Here is a 25840-nt window from a genome sequence, read left to right as displayed (position 1 = left end):
TCGCCGTGTCTCACGCCCGCGCTCGACGACGCGCGCGGACGTCAGCGCGGTCCGAACCACCCGTGTGACCTGGCACACCTGTCCCGGGTGTAGGGTGCCCACATCGTTCGTCAGAAGCGTGACCAGCGCCGGTCGCCCAGGGGGGCATCGACAACGCATCACGGCAGGAACCACACCTGATCGTGATCTTCTGCGCAGACATCTCATACCTGAGGTGGATACGCGGGCCGAATCGGCCCCCCTAGGCTTCCCGGAGCATGCCAAGACCTTGAGCTTCCTGCTCATCGGATTCACCTGGAGACCTGCCGTGGGCGTCACCCGCCGGATCATCTTCCCAGCCCTTCGCATCGTGATCTGGGCGGTGATCGCCGTCACCCTCGTCGTGATCGCCTTCAAGTCCGCCCCGCAGGCCGAGGGCGACACCGAGTCCCCCTCCGCCGTCGTCACGCTGCCGCAGGTGGCCGTGGCCAAGGGACCCATCACCAACACCGTGACCCTCACGGGCCAGGTCGTCGCGGACCCGGCGAGCACGGAGAAGGTCACCCAGCTCGGCAAGGTCACGGCGGTGCACGCCAAGGTCGGCGACGTCGTCGCGGTCGGCGCCCCGCTGCTGGAAGTCACCCTCGAGACGCCGCAGGAGCCACTCGTCACGACGAACAAGGAGACGGGCGAGGAGACGGTGACCGAGCGCAAGCCCAAGGTCACCAAGAGCACCATGAAGGCCACGACGCCCGGCTCGGTCGCGACCTTCACCGCGATCAAGGACCAGGAGGTCGCGGTCGGCGACACGTTCGCGACGGTCTCCCCCGGCACGCTGTCGGTGTCCGCCTCGATGCTCCCGGAGCAGCAGTTCCGGCTCCTGACCATCCCCACCGAGGCGACCGTGACGGTCACCGGCGGGCCTGCGCCCTTCACGTGCACCGGACTGCGCATGGGCACGGCCGCCGCGGCTCCTGCGGAGAACCCGGACCCGACGGGCGCCGAGCCCGGTGCGACGCCTTCCGCGTCGATCACGTGTGCCGTCCCTGCGGGCGTCACGGTCTTCGCCGGCCTCGCGGCCAAGCTCGAGGTCACCGCCGGCTCGGCCGAGGACGCGCTGCTCGTCCCCATCACCGCGGTCCAGGGATCGGTCGAGACGGGCAACGTCTGGCTCGCGGGCGAGGAGGGCGGCGAGCCCGTCGAGACGGCCGTGAAGCTCGGCATCACCGACGGCACCCAGGTGCAGATCGTCGAGGGCGTCGCCGAGGGCGACCTCGTGCTCCAGTTCGTTCCTGGCCAGGACGTCGCCCCGGTCGACGAGGGCATGACGACGTACGGGGGCTCGGCCGGATGAGCCTGCTCGAGCTGCACGGCGTGACCCGGTCGGTCCGCCTCCCCGACGACCGGATCCTGGAGATCCTGCGCGGGATCGACCTCACGGTCGACGCGGGCGAGCACGTCTCGATCGTCGGCCGGTCGGGGACCGGCAAGTCCACGCTGCTCAACATCCTGGGGCTGCTCGACACGCCCACGGCGGGCGACTTCCTGCTCGACGGCGTGCCCATCGGCCGCCTCTCGGGGCGGGTGCGCGCGCGCCGGCGCGGCGCGGACTTCGGCTTCGTGTTCCAGCAGTTCAACCTGCTCCAGGCACGCACGGCCCTCGAGAACGTCGCCGCTCCGCTGCTCTACGCCCAGGGCAAGCAGTTCTGGGCCCGCAAGCGCCTCGCGGCGGAGATGCTCGAGCGCGTCGGCCTCGGCGACCGCCTCGACACCATGCCGGAGAAGCTCTCGGGCGGCGAGCAGCAGCGCGTCGCGATCGCCCGTGCGCTGGTCCGTGGTCCGCGCGTGATCCTCGCCGACGAGCCCACGGGCGCTCTCGACGTCGACACGGGCGGCGAGGTCATGGACCTGCTCGACACGATCGCCCAGGAGAACGGGTCCGCCCTGATCGCCATCACGCACGACCTCGCGGTCGCCTCGCGCGCCAAGCGCCACTTCCGGCTCGCCGAGGGGGTCCTCACGCCCATCGCGATCGGAGCGCGCAGCGCGGGCTCCCTCGACGGCCTGGGCTCCGGCATGGAGCACGTGCCCGACGGCGAGGACCACCAGGCGGAGCACGTCGCCGTCACGCTGGGCCCGGTCGCGCCCGCCCCGGCGGCAGGCGCCGAGCCGGCCGGGACGCCCCGTCCCCGCACCGGCGTCGACGGGCTCTTCGACGACTCGGTGGTGGCCTCGTGACCGGCTTCTTCGGTGCCCTGGCCGAGGCGTGGGACGAGCTGCGGGTCCACAAGCTCCGGGTGCTGCTCGCGCTCATCGGGGTCGCGGTCGCGGTCTGCGCGATCACGACCATCACGGCGGCGGGCGACATGCTGCGCCAGGTGTCGGCCGAGGCCAACGAACGCTGGAGCGGCCGCCCGGCGACCCTCAGCGTCTCGGCGTACCCGACGGGTCAGGAGATCCCGGGCGTCGAGGAGTACGTCGCCGCCTACGAGGACATCGCGGCCCGCTACGAGGTCGAGTACTCGTCCATGGTCATGTGGTCCGAGACGACCTTCCGGTTCCCCGGCGGGACCATGCCGACGCAGACGAACGCGGTCAGCGCCGACTGGGCCACCATGCACCGCTTCGTGGTGGACGGCGGCCGGTGGTTCACCGAGAGCGACGCCGACAACCTCTCCCCCGCGCTCGTCGTCAACCAGGCGTTCCTCGACGCGCTCGGCCAGCGTATCGAGGACCATCCGACGATCACGATCGGCGGAGAGAACCCGGTCGAGGCGACGATCATCGGCTCCTACGCCAACACCTGGCCGGGCGAGTCGCCGAGCGCGTACATGCTCGTCGAGTCCAAGCTGCGGTGGAGCACCCCCGAGTCGCTCATGAACGCGGGGCCGCCGATGCTCGAGCTCTGGGTCCCGACCGACACCGTCGACGCGCTCACCCACGCGGTCCGCCGTGACCTGTCCGGTGCCATCGCCGGGGCGCAGGTCGACGTGTCCCGCATGGACAGCCCGGAGATGAACATGATCGACGGGGCCACCAAGTGGGTCATCCTGGGCGTGAGCGCGGTCGCGCTCCTGCTGGGCGGCCTCGGCCTCGTCAACATCGCGCTCGTCACCGTGCGCTACCGGATCCGCGAGATCGGCATCCGCCGCAGCTTCGGGGCGTCCTCCGGTCGGGTCTTCTTCTCGGTGCTCATGGAGAGCGTCGTCGCGACCGTCGTGGCCGGGGTCGTCGGGGTCTCGCTCGCGATCGTGATCCTGCACAACGTCCCGCTCGACACCATGATGGGCTCGCCCGTCCAGGACCAGCCGGGCTTCCCGGTCTCCGCCGCCGTGACCGGCATGGTCGCGGCAGTCAGCGTGGGCGCTCTCGCCGGTCTGATCCCCGCGCTCGTCGCGGTCCGGGTCAAGGTGATCGACGCCATCCGCTACTGACCCGACGCTCGTGGGAGGGCGTGCCGCACAGCAGCGCACGCCCTCCCAGAGCCCGACGAACCACCGCGGTCGAGGCCGCGCGCAGTGTCGACACGCATGTCCTAGGGGGGGCACCGCATGAACCTACCGTCATCCACCCGGCCGTCCGGGCCCGGGCGCGCCCGGCCAGCGCCCGCGAGGGCCCCGGTCCTCGCGCTCCTCGCCGGACTGTCGCTCGCGGCATGCACGGCACCGGAGAGCGAGCAGTCGCCTCTCGACCTGACGCTGTTCGCGAGGTTCGACACCTTCCTCGAGGAGAATTCCCAGATCGACTGGGTGGCGAGGCACGAGGACGCCATCGCGGACTGCATGAAGGCCCAGGGGTTCGACTACGTTCCCGACCTGCCGGTCGTCACCGTCGCCGACCTCGACGGCGCCCCGCAGCAAGGCACCCCCGAGTACGCCGCCGAGTACGGCTACGGCGTGACCGACTCCCCCGGTCGCACCGAGGAGATCACCGAGGGTGAACGGTTGCTCGAGGAGCAGGGAGACCCGCAGCAGGACCTCGTCGACGCGCTGTCCGCCGCGCAGAAGGCGGCGTACGACTCGGCCCTGTGGGGCGCCGACCCCGCGACCGGCACCGAGGACGTCCGCAAGAGCGTCGCCACCGAGGACCGAGGGTGCCGGGCGATCGCCGAGGACGAGGTCGGCCCCGACCCCGCCTCGTTCCTGTTCACCCCGGAGCTCGAGGCCCTGCAGGCCTCCATGGCGCAGATCGACGTCCGCGTCGCCGACGACCCGCGGCTCGCGGCCACCCACGAGCAGTGGGCCGACTGCATGTCCGACGCCGGGATCGTCGGCTTCAGCCACCCCGACGACGCCCTGCAGTCGATCGTCACGGAGCTCACCACGGACTTCCCGACCCTCGAGAGCGCAACCCTGGAGAACCCCGCGTACGCCGCGCTGCAGCAGCGAGAGCTGGCGACCGCGACCGCGGACCTCGCGTGCCGCACGGAGATCGACTACGACGCGCAGCAGCAGACGGTCCGCCACGACCTCGAGGCGGACTTCCTCACCGAGAACCGGGAGCTCGTCGAGCAGGCGGTCGCCCAGTTCGAGAAGGTCTCCGGCTGGGACGCGCCATGAGCTCGTCCGACGAGACGTCCCCCCACGCACGCCAACCCACCACTTCCCACCGAACGAAGGAATGCACCATGCGTCGACCCTCGACACGGCCCGCCGCGATCACGGCACTCAGCCTCACCGGGATGCTCCTGCTCACTGCCTGCGGGGGCGGCGCCGACGCGCCCTCCGCCGACGAGGACAGCCCGCTGACCGCGTTCTACGAGTCCATCAGCGGCGACCTCGACAGCGAGGCGCAGCAGAAGAAGTGGGAGGAGCAGAACCGCAAGACCGAGGAGCTCACGGCCGCCTGCATGGTCGAGCAGGGCTTCGAGTACATCCCGGTCGACCACAGCGCCGGCATGGTCACCTTCGACGAGGAGGAGCACGACCCGGAGAAGTACGCCGCCGAGTACGGCTACGGCATGACCATCTACCAGGAGCCGACCGAGGAGGAGCAGGCCGAGATGGACTCGTTCGTCGACCCGAACCAGGAGTATCTCGCGTCGATGTCCGAGACCGAGATGAACGCCTACTACGAGGCCCTCTACGGTGCCATGAGCTCGGCCGAGCCCGACGAGAACGGCGAGATGCCGCAGTTCACCCCCGAAGAGATGGGCTGTCAGGGAATCGCCCAGGACGAGGCGAGCGGCGGCGAGCAGGAGCTCTGGGAGTCCGAGGAGATGACCGCGTTCAGCGAGGCCACCACCAAGCTCTACGAGGACGTCGAGAAGTCGCCGAAGCTGACCGAGGCCGCCGCGAAGTGGTCCGACTGCATGGCTGAGGCCGGACTGGACCACACCACTCCGCAGGCGGCCATGGACTACTTCATGGAGGCGTCCAACGCCCTGTACGACAACGAGACCGGCGAGGGCCCCAGCGAGGACGAGCTGACCACGCTCCAGGAGGAGGAGAGGAGCACGGCCGTGGCCGACTACGCCTGCCAGGAGAAGGTGGGGTACCAGGACGTCCACCGCACGGTCCAGTTCGAGCTCGAGAAGACGTTCGTCGACGAGAACAAGGACCTCCTGGACCGCGTGGCCGCCGCCTACAAGGAGCTCGAGAAGTGAGGCTCTCTCGCTCCCGCGCAGACCGCACCAGCGGCACCCCGGCGACCGACGTCGAGGGTGCGCAGGCGGGCGGGGCGGCCGTCGACGCACCCGGTACCGGGCTGCGGGGCCACCGCCTCATCTGGCTCGTCGCCGGGATCGCCGTCCTGAGCCTGCTGGCAGGCATCGTCGTGAGCCGCCTGGTCGTCTCCCCCGCGCAGGCTGCCGCAGACGCCAAGGCCCCCGACGCCGGGCTCATCACCGTCCCGGTCGAGAAGAAGGTCATCGCGAACGACGTGACGCTGCGCGGAGACGTCAAGTACGACGACGCCGTCCAGGTGAAGGTCGAGACCGCGGACCTCGGCGGTCCCGCGGTCGTGACCGGGCAGGTCCCGGCACTCGGGGCCGAGCTCGGCCAGACGTCGATCGCCCTGGAGGTCTCGGGGCGCCCGGTCATCGTCCTGCCCGGCGAGCTCCCCGCCTACCGGACCCTGCGCGTGGGGGTCTCGGGCCCGGACGTCGCCCAGCTCAAGGCGGCCCTCACCGCGGTCGGGATCGACCCGGGGAAGGCCGACAGCAACGTCTACGACGCCGCGACGGCGACCGCGGTCGACAAGCTCTACGCGAACGTCGGGTATCCCTCGCCGTCGAGCGGCGACGAGGCGAAGGACGGCGTGGAGGCCGCGACCCAGGGGGTCAAGGACGCCGAGGACGCGCTCACCTCGGCTCGCGCGGACCTCTCGACGTCGAGGGGAGGAGCGACCGAGGTCGAGAAGCTCGAGGCGGACAACGCCGTGCGGGGGGCCGAGCGAGCCCTGGCCGCCGCACAGGCCGGGACGACGGACCCCGCAGCCGAGCCCGGGACACCGCCCCAGCCAGGGGACGTCGCGGGCGCGCAGGACGCGCTCACGCTCGCGCGGGCGCAGCGGGCTGCGCTCGACAAGCCGAAGGACGTCGCGGCACAGACCGCCGCGGTCACCAGGGCGCAACGCCAGCTGGACGACGCCAAGAAGGCGCTGGGCGAGGCCCGCACGCAGACGTTGACCGCGCTGCCTGCGAGCGAGGTGCTCTTCCTCTCCGGCCTGCCGCGACGCGTCGACGAGGTGCTCGTGGAGCGCGGCGCGACGATCTCGGGCCCCGTGATGGCGGTCTCCGGGGCGACGCTCGTCATCGAGGCGTCGGCCGGTGCCTCTGACGCCGAGCTCCTCACGCCGGGGGCCAAGGCGACCTTCACCCTGCCGGACGACTCGGAGGGGACCGCGACCGTGACGTCGGTCGAGGCCCGCAAGGCGGACGGCGAGGGCAAGGAGTCGGGCGCCGAGGCCAAGAAGGGCGCCCGCTTCACGGTCTCGCTCGCGCCGGACGCACTGACGCCGGAGCAGATCACCCTCTTGCAGGGGAGCAACCTCCGGCTCACGATCCCGGTGAGCTCGACCGACGGAGAGGTGCTCGCCGTGCCGCTCGCGGCGCTGACCGCCGGGCCGGGCGGCGAGTCCCGGGTCGAGGTCCTGCGCGGCGACGCCGCCAGCCCGAGCAAGGGCACGGGCAAGGACCGGGCGACCGACCTCGTGCCGGTCACGACCGGCCTCGCTGCCGGTGGGTTCGTCGAGATCGTCTCGTCCGACGACCCCCTCGAGCCCGGTGACAAGGTGGTGGTCGGCAAGTGACCGGGGACGTCGACTGGCTCGGCCTGAACGGGTCGGCAGGTCCCCCCGCGAGCGTCCTCGACGGTGGTCGGGATACCCCGGCGGCCCCTGCCGACGACCAGGTCGGGGCGGGTCCCGGCACCGTGACGGCCGATACCCCTCCAGCGGTCGTCGAGCTCGTGGACGTGACCCGGAGCTTTCCTGGGCCGCCCGTCGTGGACGCCCTGACGTCGGTCGACCTGCGGATCGAACCGGGCGACTACGTGTCGATCATCGGCCCGTCCGGCTCGGGCAAGTCGACGCTCCTGAACCTCCTGGGTCTCCTGGACCGGCCCACGTCCGGGGACTACCTGCTCGACGGCGTGGCGACCGGGCGCGCGTCCGAGTCGGTGCGCTCTGCCCTGCGGGGCGGCCGGATTGGCTTCGTCTTCCAGTCCTTCCACCTGCTGCCGCACCGCACGGTGCTCGACAACGTCCTCCTCGCGACGCTGTACAGCGGCGTGCCGAGGGGCGAACGGCAGGAGCGCGCGCGGGCCGCTCTGGACCGGGTCCACCTGTCGCACCGCGTCGACTTCACGCCGACCACGCTCTCGGGCGGGGAGCGTCAGCGCGTCGCGGTCGCCCGTGCCGTCGTCGCGAGCCCGCACCTGCTCCTCGCCGACGAGCCGACGGGCAACCTGGACTCGACCAACTCGGTCGAGATCATGGAGCTGTTCGACGAGCTGCACGCGGACGGGCTCACGCTCGTGGTCATCACCCACGACCCGGCTGTCTCCGCCCGGGCACAGCGCCGGGTGCGGATCGCCGACGGCCGGCTCACGGAGCTCGACCGATGAGGGCGTTCGAGGCGTTGAAGGCCCGGCTGCCTGGTCGGGCGACGCAGGACCCGCCAGGCGACGTTCCCACGAGCGGCCGACGGACGCCGGAGCAGCGGGTCCACCGAGGCCGGGCACGCGACCGGTTCAACGCTCGCGACCTCTTCGCCGAGGCCGCGCACGGGATCGGCGCCCGTCCCGGGCGCCTGGTCCTGACGATCCTCGGCACGGTCCTCGGCATCGCGTCGGTCGTGATCACGGTCGGTCTCGCGCAGACCGCCGCGGGCCAGATCAGCCGCCAGTTCGACGCCGTGGCCGCGACCCAGGTCGTCATCACCCCGGCCAAGGCCGGCACCGGGGACGACGCACGCCCGAAGGGCCGCATCCCGTGGGACGGCGCGGAGCGCGTCACCCAGATCAACGGGGTCGTCGCTGCGGGGCTCGTCGCTCCGGTCGACGTCGAGGGCCGGCAGGTCACGGCCGTGCCGGTCAACGACCCGTCGGTCGCCGACAAGGCGAGCCCTGCGGTCGTCGCGGGCTCCGCCGGTCTGCTCGACGCCGTGCGGGGGCAGGTCGTGGTCGGACGCTTCTTCGACAGCGGCCACGACGCGCGCAACGACCGGGTCGTGGTGCTCGGTGAGCGCGCCGCCGAGCAGCTCGGCATCAACCGCGTCGACAGCCAGCCGTCGATCTTCATCGGCGAGGACGCGTACACCGTCATCGGGATCTACGGCGACGTCAAGAGACGCACGGACCTCCTCGACGCGGTGGTGCTCCCGGTCGGCACGGCGAGGCAGGACTTCCTCGTGGGCGCGCCCGAGGAGCTGCAGATCCACATCGAGACGGGTGCCGGTTCCTTGGTCGCCGAGCAGGGGCCCGTCGCCCTCGACCCCAACTCACCCGAGTCCTTCAAGGCCCAGGCGCCGGCGAGCGGTTCCTCGCTCCAGGAGAACGTCCAGGCGGACATCAACGCGATCTTCCTGGCCCTGGGCGGGATCGCGCTGCTCGTGGGTGGCCTCGGCATCGCGAACGTCACGCTGCTGTCGGTCATGGAACGTGTGGGGGAGATCGGTCTGCGGCGTGCCCTCGGCGCGACGAAGCGGGACATCGCCGGGCAGTTCGTGGTGGAGTCCGTGGTCATCGGGCTCCTGGGCGGCCTGGTCGGCGCGTCGCTGGGGGTGTTCACGGTCGTGATCGTGTCGGTCGCGCAGGAGTGGACGCCCATCCTCGACATCCGCATGGCGATCGGCTCGGCGCTCCTGGGTGGCGTGATCGGCCTGCTCGCGGGGACCTATCCCGCACTCAAGGCGGCGGCGATCGAGCCGATCGCCGCGCTGCGCGGGGGCATCTGACCCCGGGACGCACCCCTCGACGGCCGACCACCCGCCCGGGTGGTCGGCCGTCGTCGTCGGGCGGCGGCGCCGTCCACCGTGCCGACCGGGACGTTCGCCACGACCAGCCCCACCATGTTCAACATTGTTTGTTTCTGTTCGAATGTGTCACCATGGCTGCATGCTCGCCTCCCAGCGCCACGAACGCATCCTCGCGGGGCTCCGCGACCACGGTGCCGTCCGGATCGCCGACCTGACCCAGGAGCTCGGCGTCTCCGACATGACGGTCCGCCGAGACCTGCTCGAGCTCGCCGAGCAGGGCCTGCTCCGCAAGGTCCACGGCGGCGCGGTCTCGCCTCAGGCCACGTCCCACGAGCCCGGGTTCGAGGCCAAGAGCACCCTTGCTCTCGACGAGAAGCGCGCGATCGCCCGCGCCGCCGCGCGTCTCGTCTCCCCCGGGTCCTCGATCGCCCTGTCCGCGGGCACGACGACGCACCTGCTCGCGGTCGAGATCGCGGCGGACCCGCGGCTGCGCCCGCTGACCGTCGTCACGAACTCGCTCCCGGTCGCCGAGGCCCTGCACCGCGCGGGCGACCCGCGGCTCGAGACCGTCCTCACCGGTGGCTCCCGGACGCCGTCGGACGCACTGGTCGGCCCCCTCACCGAGGCCGCGCTCGCGAGCCTGCGCGTGGACCAGACGTTCCTGGGCGCGCACGGCGTGAGCGTCGAGGCCGGGCTGACGACCCCCAACCTGGACGAGGCCGCGACCAACCGAGCGCTCGTCGCGATCGCCGGGCAGACGGTCGTCCTGGCCGACCACTCCAAGTGGACGACCACGGGCCTGAGCGTCTTCGCGCGGCTCGACCAGGTCGACGTCCTCGTGACCGACGAAGCCCTCCCGGCCGGCGACCAGGCAGCCGTGCGTGACGTCGTCGAGCACCTCGTGGTCGTCACGCGCGACGGGCCGACTCCGCCGGCCCTGCCTGGCCCGTACCCACCCACCCCCGCACCCCAGGACGGTCGTACCTCCCGATGAACCAGCACCTGCGCCGCACCCCGACCCGCCTGGCCGACGGCCGCGAGCTCGTCTACTTCGACGACTCGCCCGCGTACGTCGCGGGCGAGCTCACGCGTCGGCTCGACGACCCCCGCCCGCTGGGCGACCGGTTCGCCGCCGTGACCGGCCCCGACGGGCACGAGCACCCCTACACGGGCCCCGAGATGCGCCTCGACCCGCTCTCGGGCGACTGGATCCCGATGGCCGCGCACCGCATGAACCGCACGTTCCTGCCCGCTGCGGACTCGTGCCCGCTGTGCCCGGCCCGCCCCGGCGCGGCCTACTCGGACGGCGAGGTCCCGGACACCGACTACGACGTCGTGGTCTTCGAGAACCGCTTCCCGTCGCTCCAGCTCGTGCCGGGCGTCTCCGACGTCGACGGAGCGCTCGAGGGCGAGGGGACCCTCGAGACCCGCGCTCCGGCGTCGGGCCGTTGCGAGGTCATCGTCTTCTCGAGCGACCACTCCTCGTCGTTCGGCGCGCTGCCCCCGCAGCGAGTGCGCACCATCATCGACGCGTGGGCCGACCGCACCGAGGCCCTCGGGCGCGAGCCTGGCGTCGAGCAGGTCTTCTGCTTCGAGAACCGCGGCCAGGAGATCGGCGTCACGCTCCACCACCCCCACGGGCAGATCTACGGCTACCCGTACCTCACGCCCAAGACCCGCTCGATGCTCGCCCAGGCCCGCGCGCACCACGAACGCACGGGCGGCAACCTGCTGCGCGACGTCCTGGACGCCGAGCTCGCCGACGGCCGTCGCATCGTCCTGCAGACCGAGCACTGGGTCGCCTACGTGCCCTTCGCGGCCCGCTGGCCCGTCGAGGTGCACGTCGCGCCGCGCCGGGACGTGCCCGACCTGCCCGCGCTCACCGACGCCGAGCGCGACGACCTCGCGGTCGCCTACCTCGAGCTCCTGCGCCGCCTCGACCTGTTCTTCGAGGGGCCGGGTGGCGCGCCCGTCCCCCTGCCCTACATCGCGGCCTGGCACCAGGCCCCGGTGCGCGAGGGGCGCGAGCTCTCGCGCCTGCACCTGCAGGTCTTCTCGGTGCTGCGCGCACCGGGCAAGCTCAAGTACCTCGCGGGCTCGGAGTCGGGCATGGGCGCCTGGGTCAGCGACACCACCCCCGAGCGGATCGCGGCGCGCCTGCAGGCGCTCGCCCCGGCCCCGGCGGCACAGTGGGTCGAGTCCTGGCCCGACGACGTCGGTGCGGACCGCGTCCGGCAGGCCTTCGCGGCCGCGTACCCCACTGACGGCACGGAAGGCGGGGACGAGGCGGACGTTGCCCCCGAGGTCCGCGTCTACGCCGCACCGGGGCGCGTCAACATCATCGGCGAGCACACCGACTACAACGCCGGGCTGTGCCTGCCCATCGCGCTCCCCCACCGCACGTACGTCGCGCTGCGCCCCCGGACCGACTCGGTCGTGCGCCTCGCCTCGGCCCAGGAGCCCGGCGCCGCGTGGACCGGGCGGCTCGAGGACGTCGCGCCCGGAGCCGTGACCGGCTGGGCCGCGTACGTGGCCGGGGTCGCCTGGGCGCTCGGGCAGCACCTCGAGGCGACCGGCGGTTCGGCCGAGACCATCCGCGGCTTCGACGCCGTGGTCGACTCGTGCGTACCCTACGGCGCGGGCCTGTCGTCCTCGGCCGCGCTCGAGTGCTCGGTCGCGGTCGGGATCGACGACGTCGCCGGCCTGGGTCTCGCGGCCACCGACGCCGGTCGCGCGACGCTCGCAGCCGCCGCGATCCGCGCCGAGAACGAGGTCGCGGGCGCCCCGACGGGCGGCATGGACCAGTCGGCCTCGCTGCGCTGCGCCCCCGGCCATGCGCTGCTCCTCGACTGCCGGCCGGGGCTCGACCCTGCCCGCGCCGTCGAGCAGATCCCGTTCGACCTCGCGGCCGAGGGGCTCGCGCTGCTCGTGATCGACACCCGGGCCGAGCACGCCCTGGTCGACGGCCAGTACGCGCAGCGACGGGCGACGTGCGAGGCGGCCGCCGCGACCCTGGGGCTCGCGAACCTGCGCGAGCTCGCGGACTCGGTCATCGCCGCCGCGGAGGGAACCCCGAGAGGCGAGGCGGCGTTCGCCGAGGCCCTCGGCGAGGCGCTCGACCGCCTGCCCGACGACGTCTCGCGCCGTCGCGTCCGGCACGTGGTGACCGAGATCGCCCGGACCCAGGACCTGGTGTCGCTGCTGCGCGCGGGGCGAGCCTCCGACGTCGGGCCGCTCATGGACGCGTCCCACGCGTCCCTGCGCGACGACTACGAGGTCTCCGCGACCGAGCTCGACGTCGCGGTCGAGGCCGCACGGCACGCCGGCGCCCTGGGCGCGCGCATGACGGGCGGCGGGTTCGGCGGGTCCGCGATCGCGCTGGTCCCGGCCGACCGCGCCGACACCGTCGCGGAAGCCGTCGCCGCAGCCTTCGCCCGAGCAGGGCTCGGCGCGCCCGGGTTCCTGCGGGCCGTACCGTCAGCCCCGGCCGGCGCCTGCTGACGTCCCGCTACCCACGAGGGTGCGCGGCGAGGGCTCCTCGCCGCGCACCTCGTCCGGCCCGACGCCGAGGCCGTGGCGCGTCCGCGCACCCGGGAACCACCAGTTCCAGCGCCCCAGGAGCGACATCGAGGCCGGGAGGAGCAGGCCGCGGACGATCGTGACGTCGAGCAGGACAGCGACCGCCATGCCCACCCCGATCTCCTTCATGGCCACGAGGTCACCCAGCGCGAAGCCCGCGAACACGATCCCGATCGACACGGCCGCGACCGTGATGACGGGACCGGACGCCACGATGCCCGCGAGGACCGCGCGGTCGTTCGCGCGGCGGTCGTCCCCCGTACGACGGCGCCACTCCTCCGCGATGCGCGCGAGGAGGAAGACCTCGTAGTCCATCGACAGGCCGAACAGGAAGACGAACAGCAGCGCCGGACTCGTGGCGTCGATCGTTCCCGTGGGCTCGAAGCCCAGGAACCGCGCACCCCAGCCCCACTGGAAGACCGCGACCAGGACCCCCAGCGACGCGGTCAGGGCGAGCAGGTTCAGGACCAACGCCTTGAGCGGGACCACGACCGAGCGGGTGAGCCAGCCCAGCAGGAGCATCGCGGGCAGCACGACCACGGCGAACGCCCAGGGCAGCCGGTCGCGCGACTGCTGCGTCGCGTCGACCAGCTCGGCCGCGGGGCCCGCGACCTGCACGGAGAACGGGACGTCGAGCGCCCGCACGTCCCGGACCACGGCCTGCGCCGTCTCGTCCGTCGCGGTGCCCACCGGGGTCACCTCGGCGACCGTCACGTCGGGCGGGAAGTCGGTGAGGTGCTCGACGTCCTCGACACCGGGCAGCGCGTAGACCGCGTCGAGGAACGACTGGACGCCGGGATCCTCGACGGGCGCCCCCAGCACGAGCTCGACCGGCTGGACGCCCAGGATCTCGAAGTCCTGCTCGATCCTCTCCTGGGCAACCCGCTCCGGCGTCCCCGGGGGGAGCGAGCGGGCGTCCGAGGCGCCCAGCGCGAGCGACGCCAGCGGCGCGCTCAGGAGCAGGAGGACCGCAGTCGACCCGAGCGTCACGGCCACGGGGCGGCGCTGCGCGAACGCCGCGGACCGGGCGAGCAGACCGGAGCCGCGCCCCGTGCGGCGGCGGGCCCAGGTCCGGGTCCGCGCGGCCGGGATCGACGCGCGCAGCACCGCGACCAGGGCAGGCACGAGCGTGAGCCCGGCGAGCGTCGTGAGCGCCACCACGAGCAGGCCGCCCAGCGCCATGCTCGCGAGCAGGGGGTCCGCCAGGACGAGCAGCCCACCGAGCGCCGACGCGACCGCGAGCCCCGAGACGAGGACCGCCCTGCCCGCGGTCGACACGGTCCGGGCCAGCAGCTCCTCGAGCGGGGCCCCGGGCGCCGCCTCACGCTCCTCCCGGAACCGCACGATCACCAGGAGGCTGTAGTCCACCGCCAGGCCGAGGCCCAGGAGCGTCACGACGTTGACCGCGAACTCGCTCACGGGCACCGCTCCGGCGAGCGCGCTCAGCGCGAGGAGGGAGGCCGCGATCGACGCGAGCGCGGCGACGATCGGTGCCAGCCCGGCCCGCAGGCCGCCCAGCACGAGCACCAGCACGACGCACAGCACCACCAGGGCGACCGACTCCCCCACCACGGCGTCGGCCGTGGCGATGTCGGCGAACGTCCGCTCGGCCATGAGCTCCCCGCCCACGACGACCTCAGGGGCGTCGATGGTCTGGAGAGCAGCCGCCACACGGTCCCCGACCTCGAGCGCCTGCTCGTCCGTGAGGTCGGGGTCGAGCTCGACCACGACGAGCGAACCGAGGCCGTCGTCCGAGATCAGCCCACCGGACGTGAAGGCGTCCGAGACCTCCAGGACCCCCGGCATCTCCCGGACCTCGTGCATCACGCGGCTCCCGCTCTCGACGAGCGAGGGCGTGAAGAAGTCGACCCCGCCGACGACCGCCGTGAGCGTCTCGCCCTGCGGGTCGAGCTCGTCGAGCAGGGCCTGGGCCCGGGCCGACGGCGCGCCGGGCGGCAGGCTGTCGACCGTCGTCGTGCGGTCGAAGACCCCGCCGCCGATCACCGCGCCCAGCAGGGCGAGCACTCCCCACAGGGCGAGGACGGCGATGCGATGCCGGGCCATGACCCGTCCCAGGTGCGCGAGCATGGGTCGACTACCTCCCGACGACACGGTGGGACGTCGTCGTCGACGCCCCGGCAGATGGTGACAGACGCTGCGCCGCAGCAGCAAACGAGGCTGCGCCTGTCGTGGTGGGTGCGTGGTTCGGCTGCGACACACCGGGCGTGTCGCAGCCGAACCATGCACTCAGCGAGGAGCTGTCACGTCAGCCACAGCTCGACGCGTCGTAGGCCGTCTCGACCACGACCTCCTTGTCCCCCGCGCTCGCCGTCACGGTCGCCGCCCCGGCCTCGATCGAGGTCGAGCGCGTCGCGAACGTCTGCTGGGCGGACTTGCCCGGCAGGACCCCGACCATGGTCTTCTTGCCGAACGGCGTGCTGAGCACGACGTCGACCGGCACCGTGTCGTCGTTGACGGCACGCACGGTGAGCGTGACCTTGCCGGCCACGCACTTGGGCTGGACCGTCACCGACACCGCGAGCTCGGGCTCGGGCTCGGCACCCAGGTCCTTGACGCGGATGTTGCGGTAGGAGACCGTCTCACCGGCGCCGTGGTTCTGGATGCCGATGAACCCGCTCGACAGGTCGCGCGCCGGGTCGGTGCTCGTGAAGTCGTTGACGAGCACGTCGTTGAGGTAGATCCGGATGCGGTCGCCCTCGACACGGATGTCGTACGCGTTCCACTGCCCGACGGGCTTGAGGGCCGCGCTCACGGCCGCCGCGTCAGCACCCTGGAACGTGTAGATCGCGCCCGTGGTGCGGTCGGCCGCGTCGCTCGCGTCGATCTGGATCTCGTACCCCTGGTTGACCGCGACCCAGGGGTCGTTGCCGGGGTTCGGGAAGCCGACGAACACGCCGCCGTTGTCGTCCTTGACGAGCTTCCAGTCGAGCTTGAGCGAGTACTCCTCGAGCTCCTGGGCCGTGTACCAGAGCAGACCCATGCCGCCGTTGGTGCGGATCGAGCAGTCGTCCTGGCGGCCGAACGTCCCGGAGCCCGCGAGCTTCCAGTCGGCCAGGCTCGCGAGGGTGCCGTCGAAGATGCCGCGGTAGCCGTCCTCGACGTCGGCCGGGGAGCAGATGTCGGGGTTCTGCCCGATCGACAGCACGTCGAGGTTCACGTTGCCCTGGTCACCCTGGTCGTACTTGAGGGTGATCGTGTTGTGCCCCGCCGTGAGAGCGACGTCACGCGTGATCGTGTCCCAGACCTTCCAGTCGCCGGTCGTGGGCAGCGTCCACGGGCCGACCTTCTGGCCGTTGACGTAGAGCGACACGTCCTTGGAGCGCAGCTCGGTGTACGGGTGGATGCCGTTCGCGTAGCGCAGGTTGAGCGGGTAGGTGCCCGCCTCGGGAACCGTCACGGCGAACGTGCGGCCGGAGCCGACGTTCTGCATACCGGCGGCGAAGCCCGTGCCGGAGTAGTTGCTGTGGTCCGAGCCGAGGCTCGAGCCACCGAGCGGCTGCGCCTCCTCGGCCTCGTACCAGCCGCGGTCCGCCGGGGCGACGTAGCCGGGCAGCGAGTTGAGCGTGTACCAGGCCTCGGTGCTCAGGAGCTCGGCACCCTCGTCCGAGGCGAACGGGCGCGGCGAGCGCAGGTGCACGACGTGGCCGGGCTTGAGCCCGTCGACCGTGAGGGTGACCGTGGTGCGGTCCTCGGACACGGTGGCGTCCGTGACGAACAGCGGCTGCTCGTCGACCTTGGGCCCGCCGTACTGCTGGGTCGGCACGTAGCGCCACTGCGTGAGGCGGTAGGCGTCGGCCAGCTTCGCGACCACGGCGTCGGACACCGGGTCGGTGTACTCGATCTCGAACCCGCCCTCGACGACGCGCATCTCCACCATGTCGAACGAGTCCTCGTTGACCGTCGCGAGCTTCTGCAGGCCGAACCGCAGCTTGCCGGACTCGCCCCAGTTGCCGCCCTCGCCCGTCCCGCCGACGTACAGCGCGCCGTCGGGGCCCGTGATGACGCGGTTGGCGCCCACCTCGAGGCCCGCGGTGTGGCGGAAGACGGCCCCCTGGAACTCGCCGTCGACCTTCTCGAGGAACGCGCGCTGGAGACCGCCGTAGGTGACGTCGCCGAGCAGCATCTGGCCCGCGAACTCGCCGTCCTGCACGAGGATCGGATTGCCCGGGGAGTTGGCGATCTCGTTCTGCGGGAGCCACAGCGCGGGCTGGGACACGGGGTTCGCGTCGAACGGCCCGGCCGGGGTGGTGAAGTGGTTGAAGAACTTGTCCTGCTCGATGTGCACGAGCTTGTTCGCGGGCAGCCACGCGCCCTGGTTGTCCGTCCCGAAGATCTCGCCCTCGGGGCCGAAGCCGATGCCGTTCGGCGTGCGCAGGCCGCCCGCGACGTAGGTGACCTCGCCCGTCGCGCGGTCGATCTTGATCGACGTGCCACGGTTGGCGGCGGGCTGCGGGGTGGTCGTCGCGCCGCCGTTGTCGATCGCTACGGAGAGGTTGACGTAGAAGTAGTTCTCGTCGTGGATCAGGCCGAACGCGAACTCGTGGAAGTTACCCCCGTCGGGCCACCCCGCGATCTTCGTGTGCGTGTCGTAGAAGCCGTCGCCGTCCGGGTCGGTGAGCTGCGTGAGCTGGTACCGCTCGGAGACGAAGATCGAGTCCTCGATGACTTCGATGCCCATCGGGTTGAGCAGCTTGTCCGCGACCTTGGTGACCGTGACGTCCTCGGGTCCGGTCGCGTCGATCACGCCGTCGAGGAGGTACACCTCACCGGTCGTCGGGTCGGGCCGCCAGCCGCCGGAGCTCACGTCGCCCGTGGTCACGACGGCGAGCTTCTCGTCCGGCGTGAACGCGAGGCCCGAGACCTTGGGCTCGAAGCCCGCGGGGCGCAGGTCGATCAGCTCGTAGTTCGGGTTGACCGTGTCCAGGCGCAGCCCGTCGCCCGAGGTGTCCGTGGCCCCCTCGCAGTACTTGTTGCCGGGCGCGGTGACCCGCACGACGTTCGCCTCGGTGCTCAGGGCAGACGTCGGGACGACCTGGAACGTCGAGGACCCCGGGGTCTTCCACGCGAGCGTCAGGCGCTGCTTGTCGGTGCCCTCGTAGTACTCGACCCGCAGGTCGTGCGCCCCTGCGGTCAAGGTGATCGCCCCCTCGACCGACGTCGAGTCGTTCGGGCCGTCGTTCTCGAGGAGGAGCTGGTCGTCGACGTAGACGAGCGCGCCGTCGTCGTTGGTCACGCGGAACGTGTACTCGCCCTCGGCGGGAACCGTGAGCGTCGCGAGCGCGTGCGTGATGAAGCGGTCCGACGCGCCGAACTGCTCGGGCGTGCTCCAGTCGATCGTCGGCATGAGCTTGTCGACGTTGGGCGTGGTTCCCGACTTGAGGGTGCACACGGACCCGGGGTCCTGGGCGAGCTGGAAGGTACGGAGCGTGACGCCCGGCTCCATCTCGGTGTCGGCCGCCTGGGCGGAAGGGAGCGCTCCGGCGAAGGCGAGCGGGACGAGCAGCGAGGCTCCGAGCAGGCCTGAGAGGCCTCTTCGATGACGTGAGGGGATTCGCACTGGAGATCTTCCTCCTTGAAGACGAGTCAGCGTTGACTCTCGGACCCTAAGGAGGCTTTTGTCTTCTGTCAACCAAAAGTTGCAAGTTGTCAGGCAGATTAAGACCGGACGACCCGGCTCCACCGCGTTGAGTGCATGATTCTGCTGCGACACGCCCGGCGAGTCGCAGCGAGATCATGCACTCGGGCGCGGGTCGCGGCTCGTGTCGTGGTGGATCGCGACGAACACCGACCACGGCTCGCCGTCGGCCACCGGCTCACGCTGCCGGAAGTCCTCGAGGACCTCGTTGAGGCGTCGCGAGAGCTCGTCCCGCCCCTCGGCGTCGAGCCGCAGGCCGAGCCGCCCCATGTCGACGGTCGCAGGATCAGCCACGGCCAGCTCCTCCAGGAACGCGTCGAGCAGCACGCGGTGACCACCCGGCCCCAGGTCCGCGGTCCACGACCTGCCCGTCGCGAGGTACGGCACCTCCCGCGCCCCCCGCGCCCCCGTGCGCTCGGGCTGCGCCGCGAGAAACCCCCGCGCGACGAGCGTGCGGACGTGATGGAGCGTCGTCGCCGGGTTCTTGCCGAGCACCTGGGCGATCTCCTTGTTGGTCCGCGGTTCGTCGAGGCAGATGCGCAGGATCCGCACCCGGAGCGTCGACGCCAGAGCGCGCGCGTCGGCGTCCCGCTCGGCGACCGAGTCGCCAGCCGTCGGCAGGTCGGCAGTCGGCGCGTGCGCACCGCGCGCGGCACCGCCGGCCACAGGAACTGGCGCCGCCGCGCCGGCCACGGGCTCGGACACTGGCGGCGTGGGGTGAGTAGCACGATCCGGGGTCACCCCCACAGGCTAACTGATTGACATTCCTCAATCACTTGCACCAGGCTGCCCCCATGACGCCCGACGAGCCCGCGCCGAGCACCACTGCTCCCCCGCGCAGCCTGGTCCACCATCGCGACTTCCGGCACCTGTGGGGCGGGGACGCGCTGGGCCAGCTCGGCGCCCAGCTCACGGGGTTCGTCCTGCCGATCTTCGCCGTGTCCCACCTGCACGCGAGCGAGTGGCAGATGGGCGCCCTCAACGCCGCCGAGACCGCGGCCTTCCTCCTGCTCAGCCTGCCCGCGGGTGCCTGGGTCGACCGGATGCGCAAGCGCCGGGTCCTCGTCACCGCCGACCTCGCGCGTGCCGCGATCCTCTCGGCCGTGGTCGTCGCCGCCCTGACCGGCCACGCGAGCATGGGACTGCTCATCGGCGCGGCCGTCGTCATCAGCACGTTCAGCCTCTTCTTCGACGTCGCGCACCAGAGCTACGTACCCGGCCTCGTCGGGCTCGACCACGTCGTCGAAGGAAACTCCAAGCTCCAGGCGACCCAGTCCGTCGCGATGATCGCCGGACCCGCGATCGGCGGCGTCGCGCTGCGCGTGCTGTCCGCACCGCTCGTCATGGTCGCGACCGTCTGCACCTATCTCGCGAGCGCGCTCGCCGTCTCGCGGATCCGCCACCACGAGGACCTCCCCGACCCGGCGGCACGACGCCCCCTGCGCACCGAGATCGCCGAAGGGCTCCGCTTCGTCGCGAGCGAGCCCCTGCTCCGCCGCATCCTCGCGTGCACGTCGCTCGGCAACCTGGGCGGCGCGATCGGCAACGCGGTCGTGGTGATCTTCGCGCTGCGCACGCTCGACGTCGGGACGGCGACCTACGGCGTCGTGCTGTCGGCGAGCGCGGCCGGCGGGCTGCTCGGTGCGGTCCTCGCCGACCGGGCGGCACGGTGGGTCGGCCCGGCGCGGGTCATCCCCGCCTCAGCGGTGTTCACCGGGGTCTCGTACGCGATCACGCCCGCGGCAGCCTGGGTGGCGGCCACGGGCGCCGCCGATGCACTCGTAGCGGTCGTGCTCGTCGTCGGGGGCTTCGTGTTCAACCTCGCCGTCGTCGTCTACAACGTCGCGCAGGTGAGCTTCCGCCAGCGGCTCTGCCCGCCCGCGCTGCTGGGGCGCATGAACGCCTCGGCCCGGTTCCTCGTGTGGGGCCCCCTCCCGATCGGCGGACTGCTCGGCGGGTGGATCGGGACCGTGTGGGGCGTGGCGCCCGCCCTGTGGGTCGGGGCGCTCGTCATGTCGCTCGGGGCACTGCCCGTGCTGCTGTCACCGTTGTCCCGCATGAGCGAGCTGCCCGTCCCGGCCCGCGACTGACGCTGGGGCGGGAGCGTCCCGTCAGAGGTCGTACGTCGCGACCAGCGCGGCATGGTCGCTCCAGCGGCTCTCGTAGTCGTCGGCGCGGTCGACCTCGACCTTGACCGCGCGCTCGGCGAGCGCGGGCGTCGCGAGCTGGTAGTCGATGCGCCACCCCGAGTCGTTGACGAACGCCTGCCCGCGCCACGACCACCAGGTGAACGGCCCGGGGCCCTCGCCGCCGTGCTTGCGACCGAGGTCGACCCAGCCGAGCTCGTCGAACCAGGTGTCCAGGTAGTCACGCTCCTCGGGGAGGAAGCCGGCCGACTTCTGGTTGCCCTTCCAGTTCTTGATGTCGACGTTCTTGTGCGCGATGTTCACGTCGCCCGCGACGACCGCGAGACCGCCCGCTGCGGAGAGCTCGCGCAGGCGCTCGGTGACCTTCTCGAGGTAGGCGTACTTCTCGTCCATCTTGGGCGTGCCCGCGGTGCCCGAGTGGATGTACGTCGAGACGACCGTGAGCCTCTCGCCCGACGGCAGCTCGAGGTCGGCCTCGACCCAGCGGCCCGTGTCGACCGGAGGCTCAGGCTCGCCCTTGCCCAGCCCGACGCGCACTGCCGTCACGGGCAGGCGCGAAGCGACCGCGACACCGGCCCGGCCCTTGATGTCGCACGCCTGGTGCGCGATGTGCCAGTCCTCGCCCACGAGCTCGTTCAGGATCTCGTCAGGCGCGCGGACCTCCTGCAGCAGCATGACGTCCGGGGTGCGCGACGCGACCCAGGCGTCCATCCCCCGGCGGTAGGCGGCGCGGATCCCGTTGACATTGGCTGTAGCGATCGTGAGCACCTCGACATCAAACCCCACGCCACCCACACGAGCGAAAACCGCGCGGCGAGACGCTGGTCACGGCCCACCATGGACAGCCCGTGGCCGCACGGCACGTGTCAGAGCGAGCGAAACCCCCGCATCACGCTGGTTCTGACAGGTCCTCCGGCAGCGACGCCTCGCGGAACCTCCCCGCGAGCAGCACCGTCGCGAGCGCCAGCACGGCCAGCACCCCGAACCCTGCGCGCAGCGCGTCGGTCGTCGCGAAGACCCCGGTCATCGCGCCGCCGAGCACCGCGCCGACGTACGTGAAGACGTTGAGCCTGGCCACCGCGCGGTCGGTCGCGTCCTCGACCGTCGGGAGGTCCGTGCTCGGCCCCGCGGCACCGACCGTCGCACCGGCCCCAGCACCGGCCCCCGCGACGGCCTCCGCCGCCCGGTCGCCCGCGGCCGAGAACGCCATGGGCGCCACGACCCCGAGCCCCAGCCCGGTCGCGGCGAACCCCAGCACCGCGAGCGGCCACACGGGCGAGACCGCGACGAGCCCGAGCCCCACGACGCCCACGGCGCCTCCGAGCGCCACGACCCGCACGCGCCCCCAGCGTTCGACCGCCCGGTCTCCCAGGAGCCGTGAGCAGATGAGGGTCGCCTGGTAGGCGCCGAAGCCCAGCGGCCCGACGACGGCGCTCGCCCCGAGCACGCCCTGCAGGAACGTCGCGCCCCAGCTCGAGACCGCGGAGTCCGCGACGGGGAAGGCCAGCATCGCGATGCCCAGCACGATCACGGTCCCGGCGCCCACCATGCCGGTCGCGCCCCGAGCGCCGGCCGCAGCGGCAGCGCCGACCCCCGCCTCGCCCTGGCCGGTCACCGCGGACCCGCCGGCCGACCCGGCGGCGGGAGCGACGCCGTCGGGCAGCTGGCTCCCGCTCCCCGCCGCAGGCCCCCCGGAGGACCCCGCGACCGCGACCGCCGCGGTCCGCGAGAGCAGCCCCGCCCGCAGCACGAGCACCGCCACCGTGACCACCCCCGCCACGAGAGCGAGCGACACGGGCAGCGCGAGCCCCAGGGCCGCAGCCCCCGAGACCGCGAGCGAACCGACGACCCCGCCCGCCGCGTTGGCCGCGAAGAACGCCGCGATGAGGCTGCGCCCGTAGGCGCGCTGCACGTCGATGCCCTGCATGGACGTCGACGCGTCGACGGACCCGAGCGCGAGACCGTACACCGCGAACGCGAGGAAGAAGGTCGCGAGCAGCCCGCCCCCGGCGCTCAGCCCGACCGCGAGGATCCCCGCCGCCGCGACGAGGAGCCCGCCCGTCACGACGCGCGCCGACCCGAACCGGGCCGCGAGCCACCCCGACAGCGCGCTGCCCGTCGCCGCGCACACGCAGACGCCGAGGATCACGAGCGTGATGACGTCGGGGCCGATGCCGAGGTAGCGCTCGTACGTCGGGACGTTGGTCAGCATCACGGCGAACCCGAAGCCCTGCGCCGCGTACGCGGCCGTGGCGCTGCGGCGGGCGCGCCGGACGGACGGGGGGACGGCGAGAGGCGCAGGGACGAGGGCCGCGATGCCGTCGTCCCCCCCTGCCCGGGACGCGGGGGTCATGGCGGAACACTAGTCCTGCGCAGGGCCGGCGCACGACAGGACGTCAGGAAACGACGGGACGGGCGCGACCCGCAGGTCACGCCCGTCCCGGGAACGGGTCAGGCGCTGGCGATGCCCGCCGCGCGCTCGGCCGAGTCCACGACGTTCGCGAGGAGCATCGCGCGCGTCATGGGCCCCACGCCGCCGGGGTTGGGCGAGATCCAGCCCGCGACCTCGGCCACAGCCGGGTCGGCGTCGCCCACGACGCGGCTCTTGCCCGTCTCCTCGTCGACCTCGCGCGAGACGCCCACGTCGATCACGACGGCGCCCGGCTTGACCATGTCGCGCGTGATGATGCCCTTGACGCCTGCCGCCGCGACGACGACGTCGGCTCGCCGGACGAGCGAGGCCAGGTCCTGGGTGCCCGTGTGCGTGAGGGTCACCGTCGCGTTGACGGCACGGCGCGTGAGGAGCAGGCCGATCGAGCGGCCCACGGTCACACCGCGGCCCACGACCACGACCTCCTTGCCCGCGAGCGAGACGCCGTGGCGCTCGATGAGCTCGATGATGCCGCGCGGCGTGCACGGCAGCGGCGACGTGACGTCCTCGTTGACGCGCAGCACGAGACGCCCGAGGTTGGTCGGGTGCAGGCCGTCGGCGTCCTTGTCGGGGTCGATGAGCTCGAGCACGCGGTTGGTGTCGATGCCCTTCGGGAGCGGGAGCTGCACGATGTAGCCCGTGCACGCGGGGTCCTCGTTGAGGCGGCGGACCGCGGCCTCGATCTCCTCCTGCGTGGCCTCGGCGGGCAGGTCCTCGCGGATCGAGGAGAGCCCGATCTCGGCGCAGTCGCGGTGCTTGCCCGCGACGTACCACTGCGAGCCCGGGTCGTCGCCGACCAGGAGGGTGCCGAGGCCCGGCACGACGCCGTGCTCGGCGAGGGTCACGAGACGGGTCTTGAGCTCGGCCTTGATGGCGGCGGCGGTGGCCTTGCCGTCCAGGATCTGCGCGGTCATGGGGCTCCTCGGGGTCTGGCGGGGACGAACAGACCGCTGAGTGCGGAGCAGTTGTCGCGGATCGGCCGGATCGGCGACAAGTACTCCGCACTCAGCGGGTCGTGCGTGACTTACTGCGACAGTCCCGGGTACAGCGGGAAGTCGGCCGTCAGCTTGCGCACGCGAGCGCTCAGGCCCTCGACGTCCGCGCCGGCACCGGCCTTGAGGGTCGCAGCGATGATCTCGGCGACCTCCGTGAACTCGGCGTCCCCGAAGCCACGGGTCGCGAGCGCGGGCGTGCCGATGCGCAGGCCCGACGTGACGCGCGGGGGACGCGGGTCGAACGGCACGGCGTTGCGGTTCACGGTGATGCCCACGGCGTGCAGGAGGTCCTCGGCCTGCTGGCCGTCGAGCTCCGAGTGGCGCAGGTCCACGAGGACCAGGTGCACGTCGGTGCCGCCGGTGAGGACCGAGACACCCTTCTCGGCGACGTCGGGCTGCGCCAGGCGGTCCGCGATGATGCTCGCGCCGCGCAGCGTGCGCTCCTGACGGTCCTTGAAGTCGTCCGAGGCGGCGATCTTGAACGACACGGCCTTCGCAGCCACGACGTGCATGAGCGGGCCACCCTGCTGACCCGGGAACACCGCGGAGTCGATCTTCTTGGCGTACTCCTCCTTGGAGAGGATGAAGCCCGAGCGGGGGCCGCCGATGGTCTTGTGGACCGTCGAGGACACGACGTCGGCGTACGGCACCGGGGACGGGTGCAGACCCGCGGCGACGAGGCCGGCGAAGTGCGCCATGTCGACCCAGAGCTTCGCGCCGACCTCGTCAGCGATCTCACGGAACGCCGCGAAGTCGATGTGGCGCGGGTACGCGGACCAGCCGGCGATGATCACGTCGGGGCGGGTCTCGAGAGCCGTCTTGCGGACCTCGTCCATCTCGATGCGGTACGACTGCGGGTCCACGCCGTACGCCGAGACGTCGTACAGCTTGCCGGAGAAGTTGATCTTCATGCCGTGCGTGAGGTGGCCGCCGTGCGCCAGCTCGAGGCCGAGGATCTTGTCGCCCTTGTTGATGAGGGCGTGCAGGACGGCCGCGTTCGCGGTCGCGCCGGAGTGCGGCTGGACGTTGGCGTGCTCGGCGCCGAACAGCGACTTGGCGCGGGCGATCGCGAGGTTCTCGGCGACGTCGACCTGCTCGCAGCCACCGTAGTAGCGGCGGCCCGGGTAGCCCTCGGCGTACTTGTTCGTGAGGACCGAGCCCTGCGCCTGCAGGACGGCGCGCGGCACGAAGTTCTCCGAGGCGATCATCTCGAGGGTGTCGCGCTGGCGCGCGAGCTCACCGTCGAGGACCGCGGCGATCTCCGGGTCCACCTCGAGCAGGGACTGGTTCAGGACGTTCGGCTGAGCGCTCATGCGTCTCCTTGGGTCTGTCTGCGGATGACGGTCTCGCGGGAGGGCATACCCCGTCCGGGCACGCTCCCCACAGGGGGCGACCCGGGGCCCAGGCGAACGACCCGTCGTCTACACAGCATGCCGCTCCCCGGTGGTGATCCACCATTCCCGTCCGTCCCGCGGCCTCCCCTGGGGGCGGCGTGCGGGGCGCGGGTGCGCCAGTCGCGACGAGCACGATCCTAGCCCACGTCCGCACGCCGCGGCAGTGGCGACCGTCACGCCCTGCCGGTTCCTCCTGCCCGACGGCGGAGCGCACGTCGGGCGGGCACGTCACCCTCGGCGA

The 25840-nt window shown here is 72.3% G+C and carries 18 protein-coding genes, 1 pseudogene and 1 riboswitch; of the genes and pseudogenes, 12 read left to right on the top strand and 7 right to left on the bottom strand.

Annotated elements, in window-relative coordinates:
• Window positions 1-307: 307 nt before the first annotated feature.
• From JOD48_RS06460 to galK, 11 genes and pseudogenes are all read left to right on the top strand, one after another.
• Complete coding sequence (locus JOD48_RS06460; protein WP_204808135.1) at window positions 308-1333, top strand: efflux RND transporter periplasmic adaptor subunit; 1026 nt, start codon at window positions 308-310, stop codon at window positions 1331-1333.
• Entirely contained in the window at window positions 1330-2217 is an 888-nt protein-coding gene (locus tag JOD48_RS06455) for an ABC transporter ATP-binding protein (RefSeq protein WP_191789395.1), read from the top strand. Before JOD48_RS06460 ends, JOD48_RS06455 begins: the two co-directional genes overlap by 4 nt.
• The gene (locus tag JOD48_RS06450) at window positions 2214-3413 is read left to right on the top strand and encodes an ABC transporter permease (RefSeq protein ID WP_191789396.1); all 1200 of its coding nucleotides are present in this window, start codon (window positions 2214-2216) and stop codon (window positions 3411-3413) included. The genes JOD48_RS06455 and JOD48_RS06450 overlap by 4 nt, the downstream gene beginning before the upstream one ends.
• A 117-nt stretch (window positions 3414-3530) precedes the next feature.
• On the top strand, window positions 3531-4538 hold the full coding sequence (locus JOD48_RS06445) for a hypothetical protein (protein ID WP_204808134.1): 1008 nt from the start codon (window positions 3531-3533) through the stop codon (window positions 4536-4538).
• A gap of 68 nt (window positions 4539-4606) precedes the next feature.
• Entirely contained in the window at window positions 4607-5584 is a 978-nt protein-coding gene (locus JOD48_RS06440) for a hypothetical protein (RefSeq protein ID WP_204808132.1), read from the top strand.
• Window positions 5581-7230 (top strand): efflux RND transporter periplasmic adaptor subunit, encoded by a 1650-nt coding sequence (locus tag JOD48_RS06435; protein ID WP_307824010.1) that lies wholly within the window; start codon window positions 5581-5583, stop codon window positions 7228-7230. Before JOD48_RS06440 ends, JOD48_RS06435 begins: the two co-directional genes overlap by 4 nt.
• 122 nt (window positions 7231-7352) lie before the next feature.
• Entirely contained in the window at window positions 7353-8045 is a 693-nt protein-coding gene (locus JOD48_RS06430; protein WP_204810404.1) for an ABC transporter ATP-binding protein, read from the top strand.
• Window positions 8042-9376 (top strand): ABC transporter permease, encoded by a 1335-nt coding sequence (locus JOD48_RS06425; RefSeq protein WP_204808130.1) that lies wholly within the window; start codon window positions 8042-8044, stop codon window positions 9374-9376. Before JOD48_RS06430 ends, JOD48_RS06425 begins: the two co-directional genes overlap by 4 nt.
• A 160-nt stretch (window positions 9377-9536) precedes the next feature.
• Window positions 9537-10391, top strand: coding sequence for a DeoR/GlpR family DNA-binding transcription regulator (locus JOD48_RS06420; RefSeq protein ID WP_204808128.1), 855 nt, complete (start codon window positions 9537-9539; stop codon window positions 10389-10391).
• Window positions 10388-11569, top strand: a pseudogene (gene galT / locus JOD48_RS19490) (galactose-1-phosphate uridylyltransferase); the annotation flags it as partial. The gene JOD48_RS06420 and the pseudogene galT, both read left to right, overlap by 4 nt.
• Window positions 11543-12898 carry a galactokinase gene (gene galK, locus JOD48_RS06415; protein WP_372440793.1) on the top strand — a complete coding sequence of 452 codons (1356 nt, stop codon included), beginning with the start codon at window positions 11543-11545 and terminating at the stop codon, window positions 12896-12898. The pseudogene galT and the gene galK, both read left to right, overlap by 27 nt.
• Here galK and JOD48_RS06410 read toward each other — a convergent pair.
• The 3 genes from JOD48_RS06410 to JOD48_RS06400 all read right to left on the bottom strand — a co-directional run bounded on the left by JOD48_RS06410 (window position 12875) and on the right by JOD48_RS06400 (window position 19337).
• Window positions 12875-15064 (bottom strand): MMPL family transporter, encoded by a 2190-nt coding sequence (locus tag JOD48_RS06410; RefSeq protein ID WP_204808126.1) that lies wholly within the window; start codon window positions 15062-15064, stop codon window positions 12875-12877. The genes galK and JOD48_RS06410 overlap by 24 nt on opposite strands.
• 178 nt (window positions 15065-15242) lie before the next feature.
• Window positions 15243-18554, bottom strand: coding sequence for a 3-keto-alpha-glucoside-1,2-lyase-like domain-containing protein (locus JOD48_RS06405; protein WP_307824009.1), 3312 nt, complete (start codon window positions 18552-18554; stop codon window positions 15243-15245).
• 174 nt (window positions 18555-18728) lie between these two features.
• Window positions 18729-19337 carry an ArsR family transcriptional regulator gene (locus JOD48_RS06400; RefSeq protein ID WP_307824008.1) on the bottom strand — a complete coding sequence of 203 codons (609 nt, stop codon included), beginning with the start codon at window positions 19335-19337 and terminating at the stop codon, window positions 18729-18731.
• Between the two features lie 89 nt (window positions 19338-19426).
• Here JOD48_RS06400 and JOD48_RS06395 point away from each other — a divergent pair, with 89 nt between their 5' ends.
• Window positions 19427-20722, top strand: a complete 1296-nt coding sequence (locus tag JOD48_RS06395) for an MFS transporter (RefSeq protein WP_204808124.1) — start codon at window positions 19427-19429, stop codon at window positions 20720-20722.
• A gap of 21 nt (window positions 20723-20743) precedes the next feature.
• Here JOD48_RS06395 and JOD48_RS06390 read toward each other — a convergent pair whose 3' ends face one another.
• The 4 genes from JOD48_RS06390 to glyA form a co-directional block, all read right to left on the bottom strand.
• The gene (locus JOD48_RS06390) at window positions 20744-21547 is read right to left on the bottom strand and encodes an exodeoxyribonuclease III (RefSeq protein ID WP_204808122.1); all 804 of its coding nucleotides are present in this window, start codon (window positions 21545-21547) and stop codon (window positions 20744-20746) included.
• A 121-nt stretch (window positions 21548-21668) separates the two neighbouring features.
• Window positions 21669-23132 (bottom strand): MFS transporter, encoded by a 1464-nt coding sequence (locus tag JOD48_RS06385; RefSeq protein ID WP_204808120.1) that lies wholly within the window; start codon window positions 23130-23132, stop codon window positions 21669-21671.
• Window positions 23133-23230: 98 nt separating this feature from the next.
• On the bottom strand, window positions 23231-24124 hold the full coding sequence (locus JOD48_RS06380) for a bifunctional methylenetetrahydrofolate dehydrogenase/methenyltetrahydrofolate cyclohydrolase (RefSeq protein WP_204808118.1): 894 nt from the start codon (window positions 24122-24124) through the stop codon (window positions 23231-23233).
• Between the two features lie 110 nt (window positions 24125-24234).
• Window positions 24235-25518: a serine hydroxymethyltransferase gene (gene glyA, locus JOD48_RS06375; RefSeq protein WP_191789406.1), complete on the bottom strand. Its 1284-nt coding sequence runs from the start codon at window positions 25516-25518 to the stop codon at window positions 24235-24237.
• 79 nt (window positions 25519-25597) lie between these two features.
• Window positions 25598-25688: riboswitch (ZMP/ZTP riboswitch) on the bottom strand.
• Window positions 25689-25840 lie beyond the last annotated feature (152 nt).

Source organism: Oerskovia paurometabola, from assembly GCF_016907365.1.
Classification (GTDB): Bacteria; Actinomycetota; Actinomycetes; order Actinomycetales; family Cellulomonadaceae; genus Oerskovia; species Oerskovia paurometabola.
This window is presented reverse-complemented; position numbering and strand designations above follow the sequence as displayed.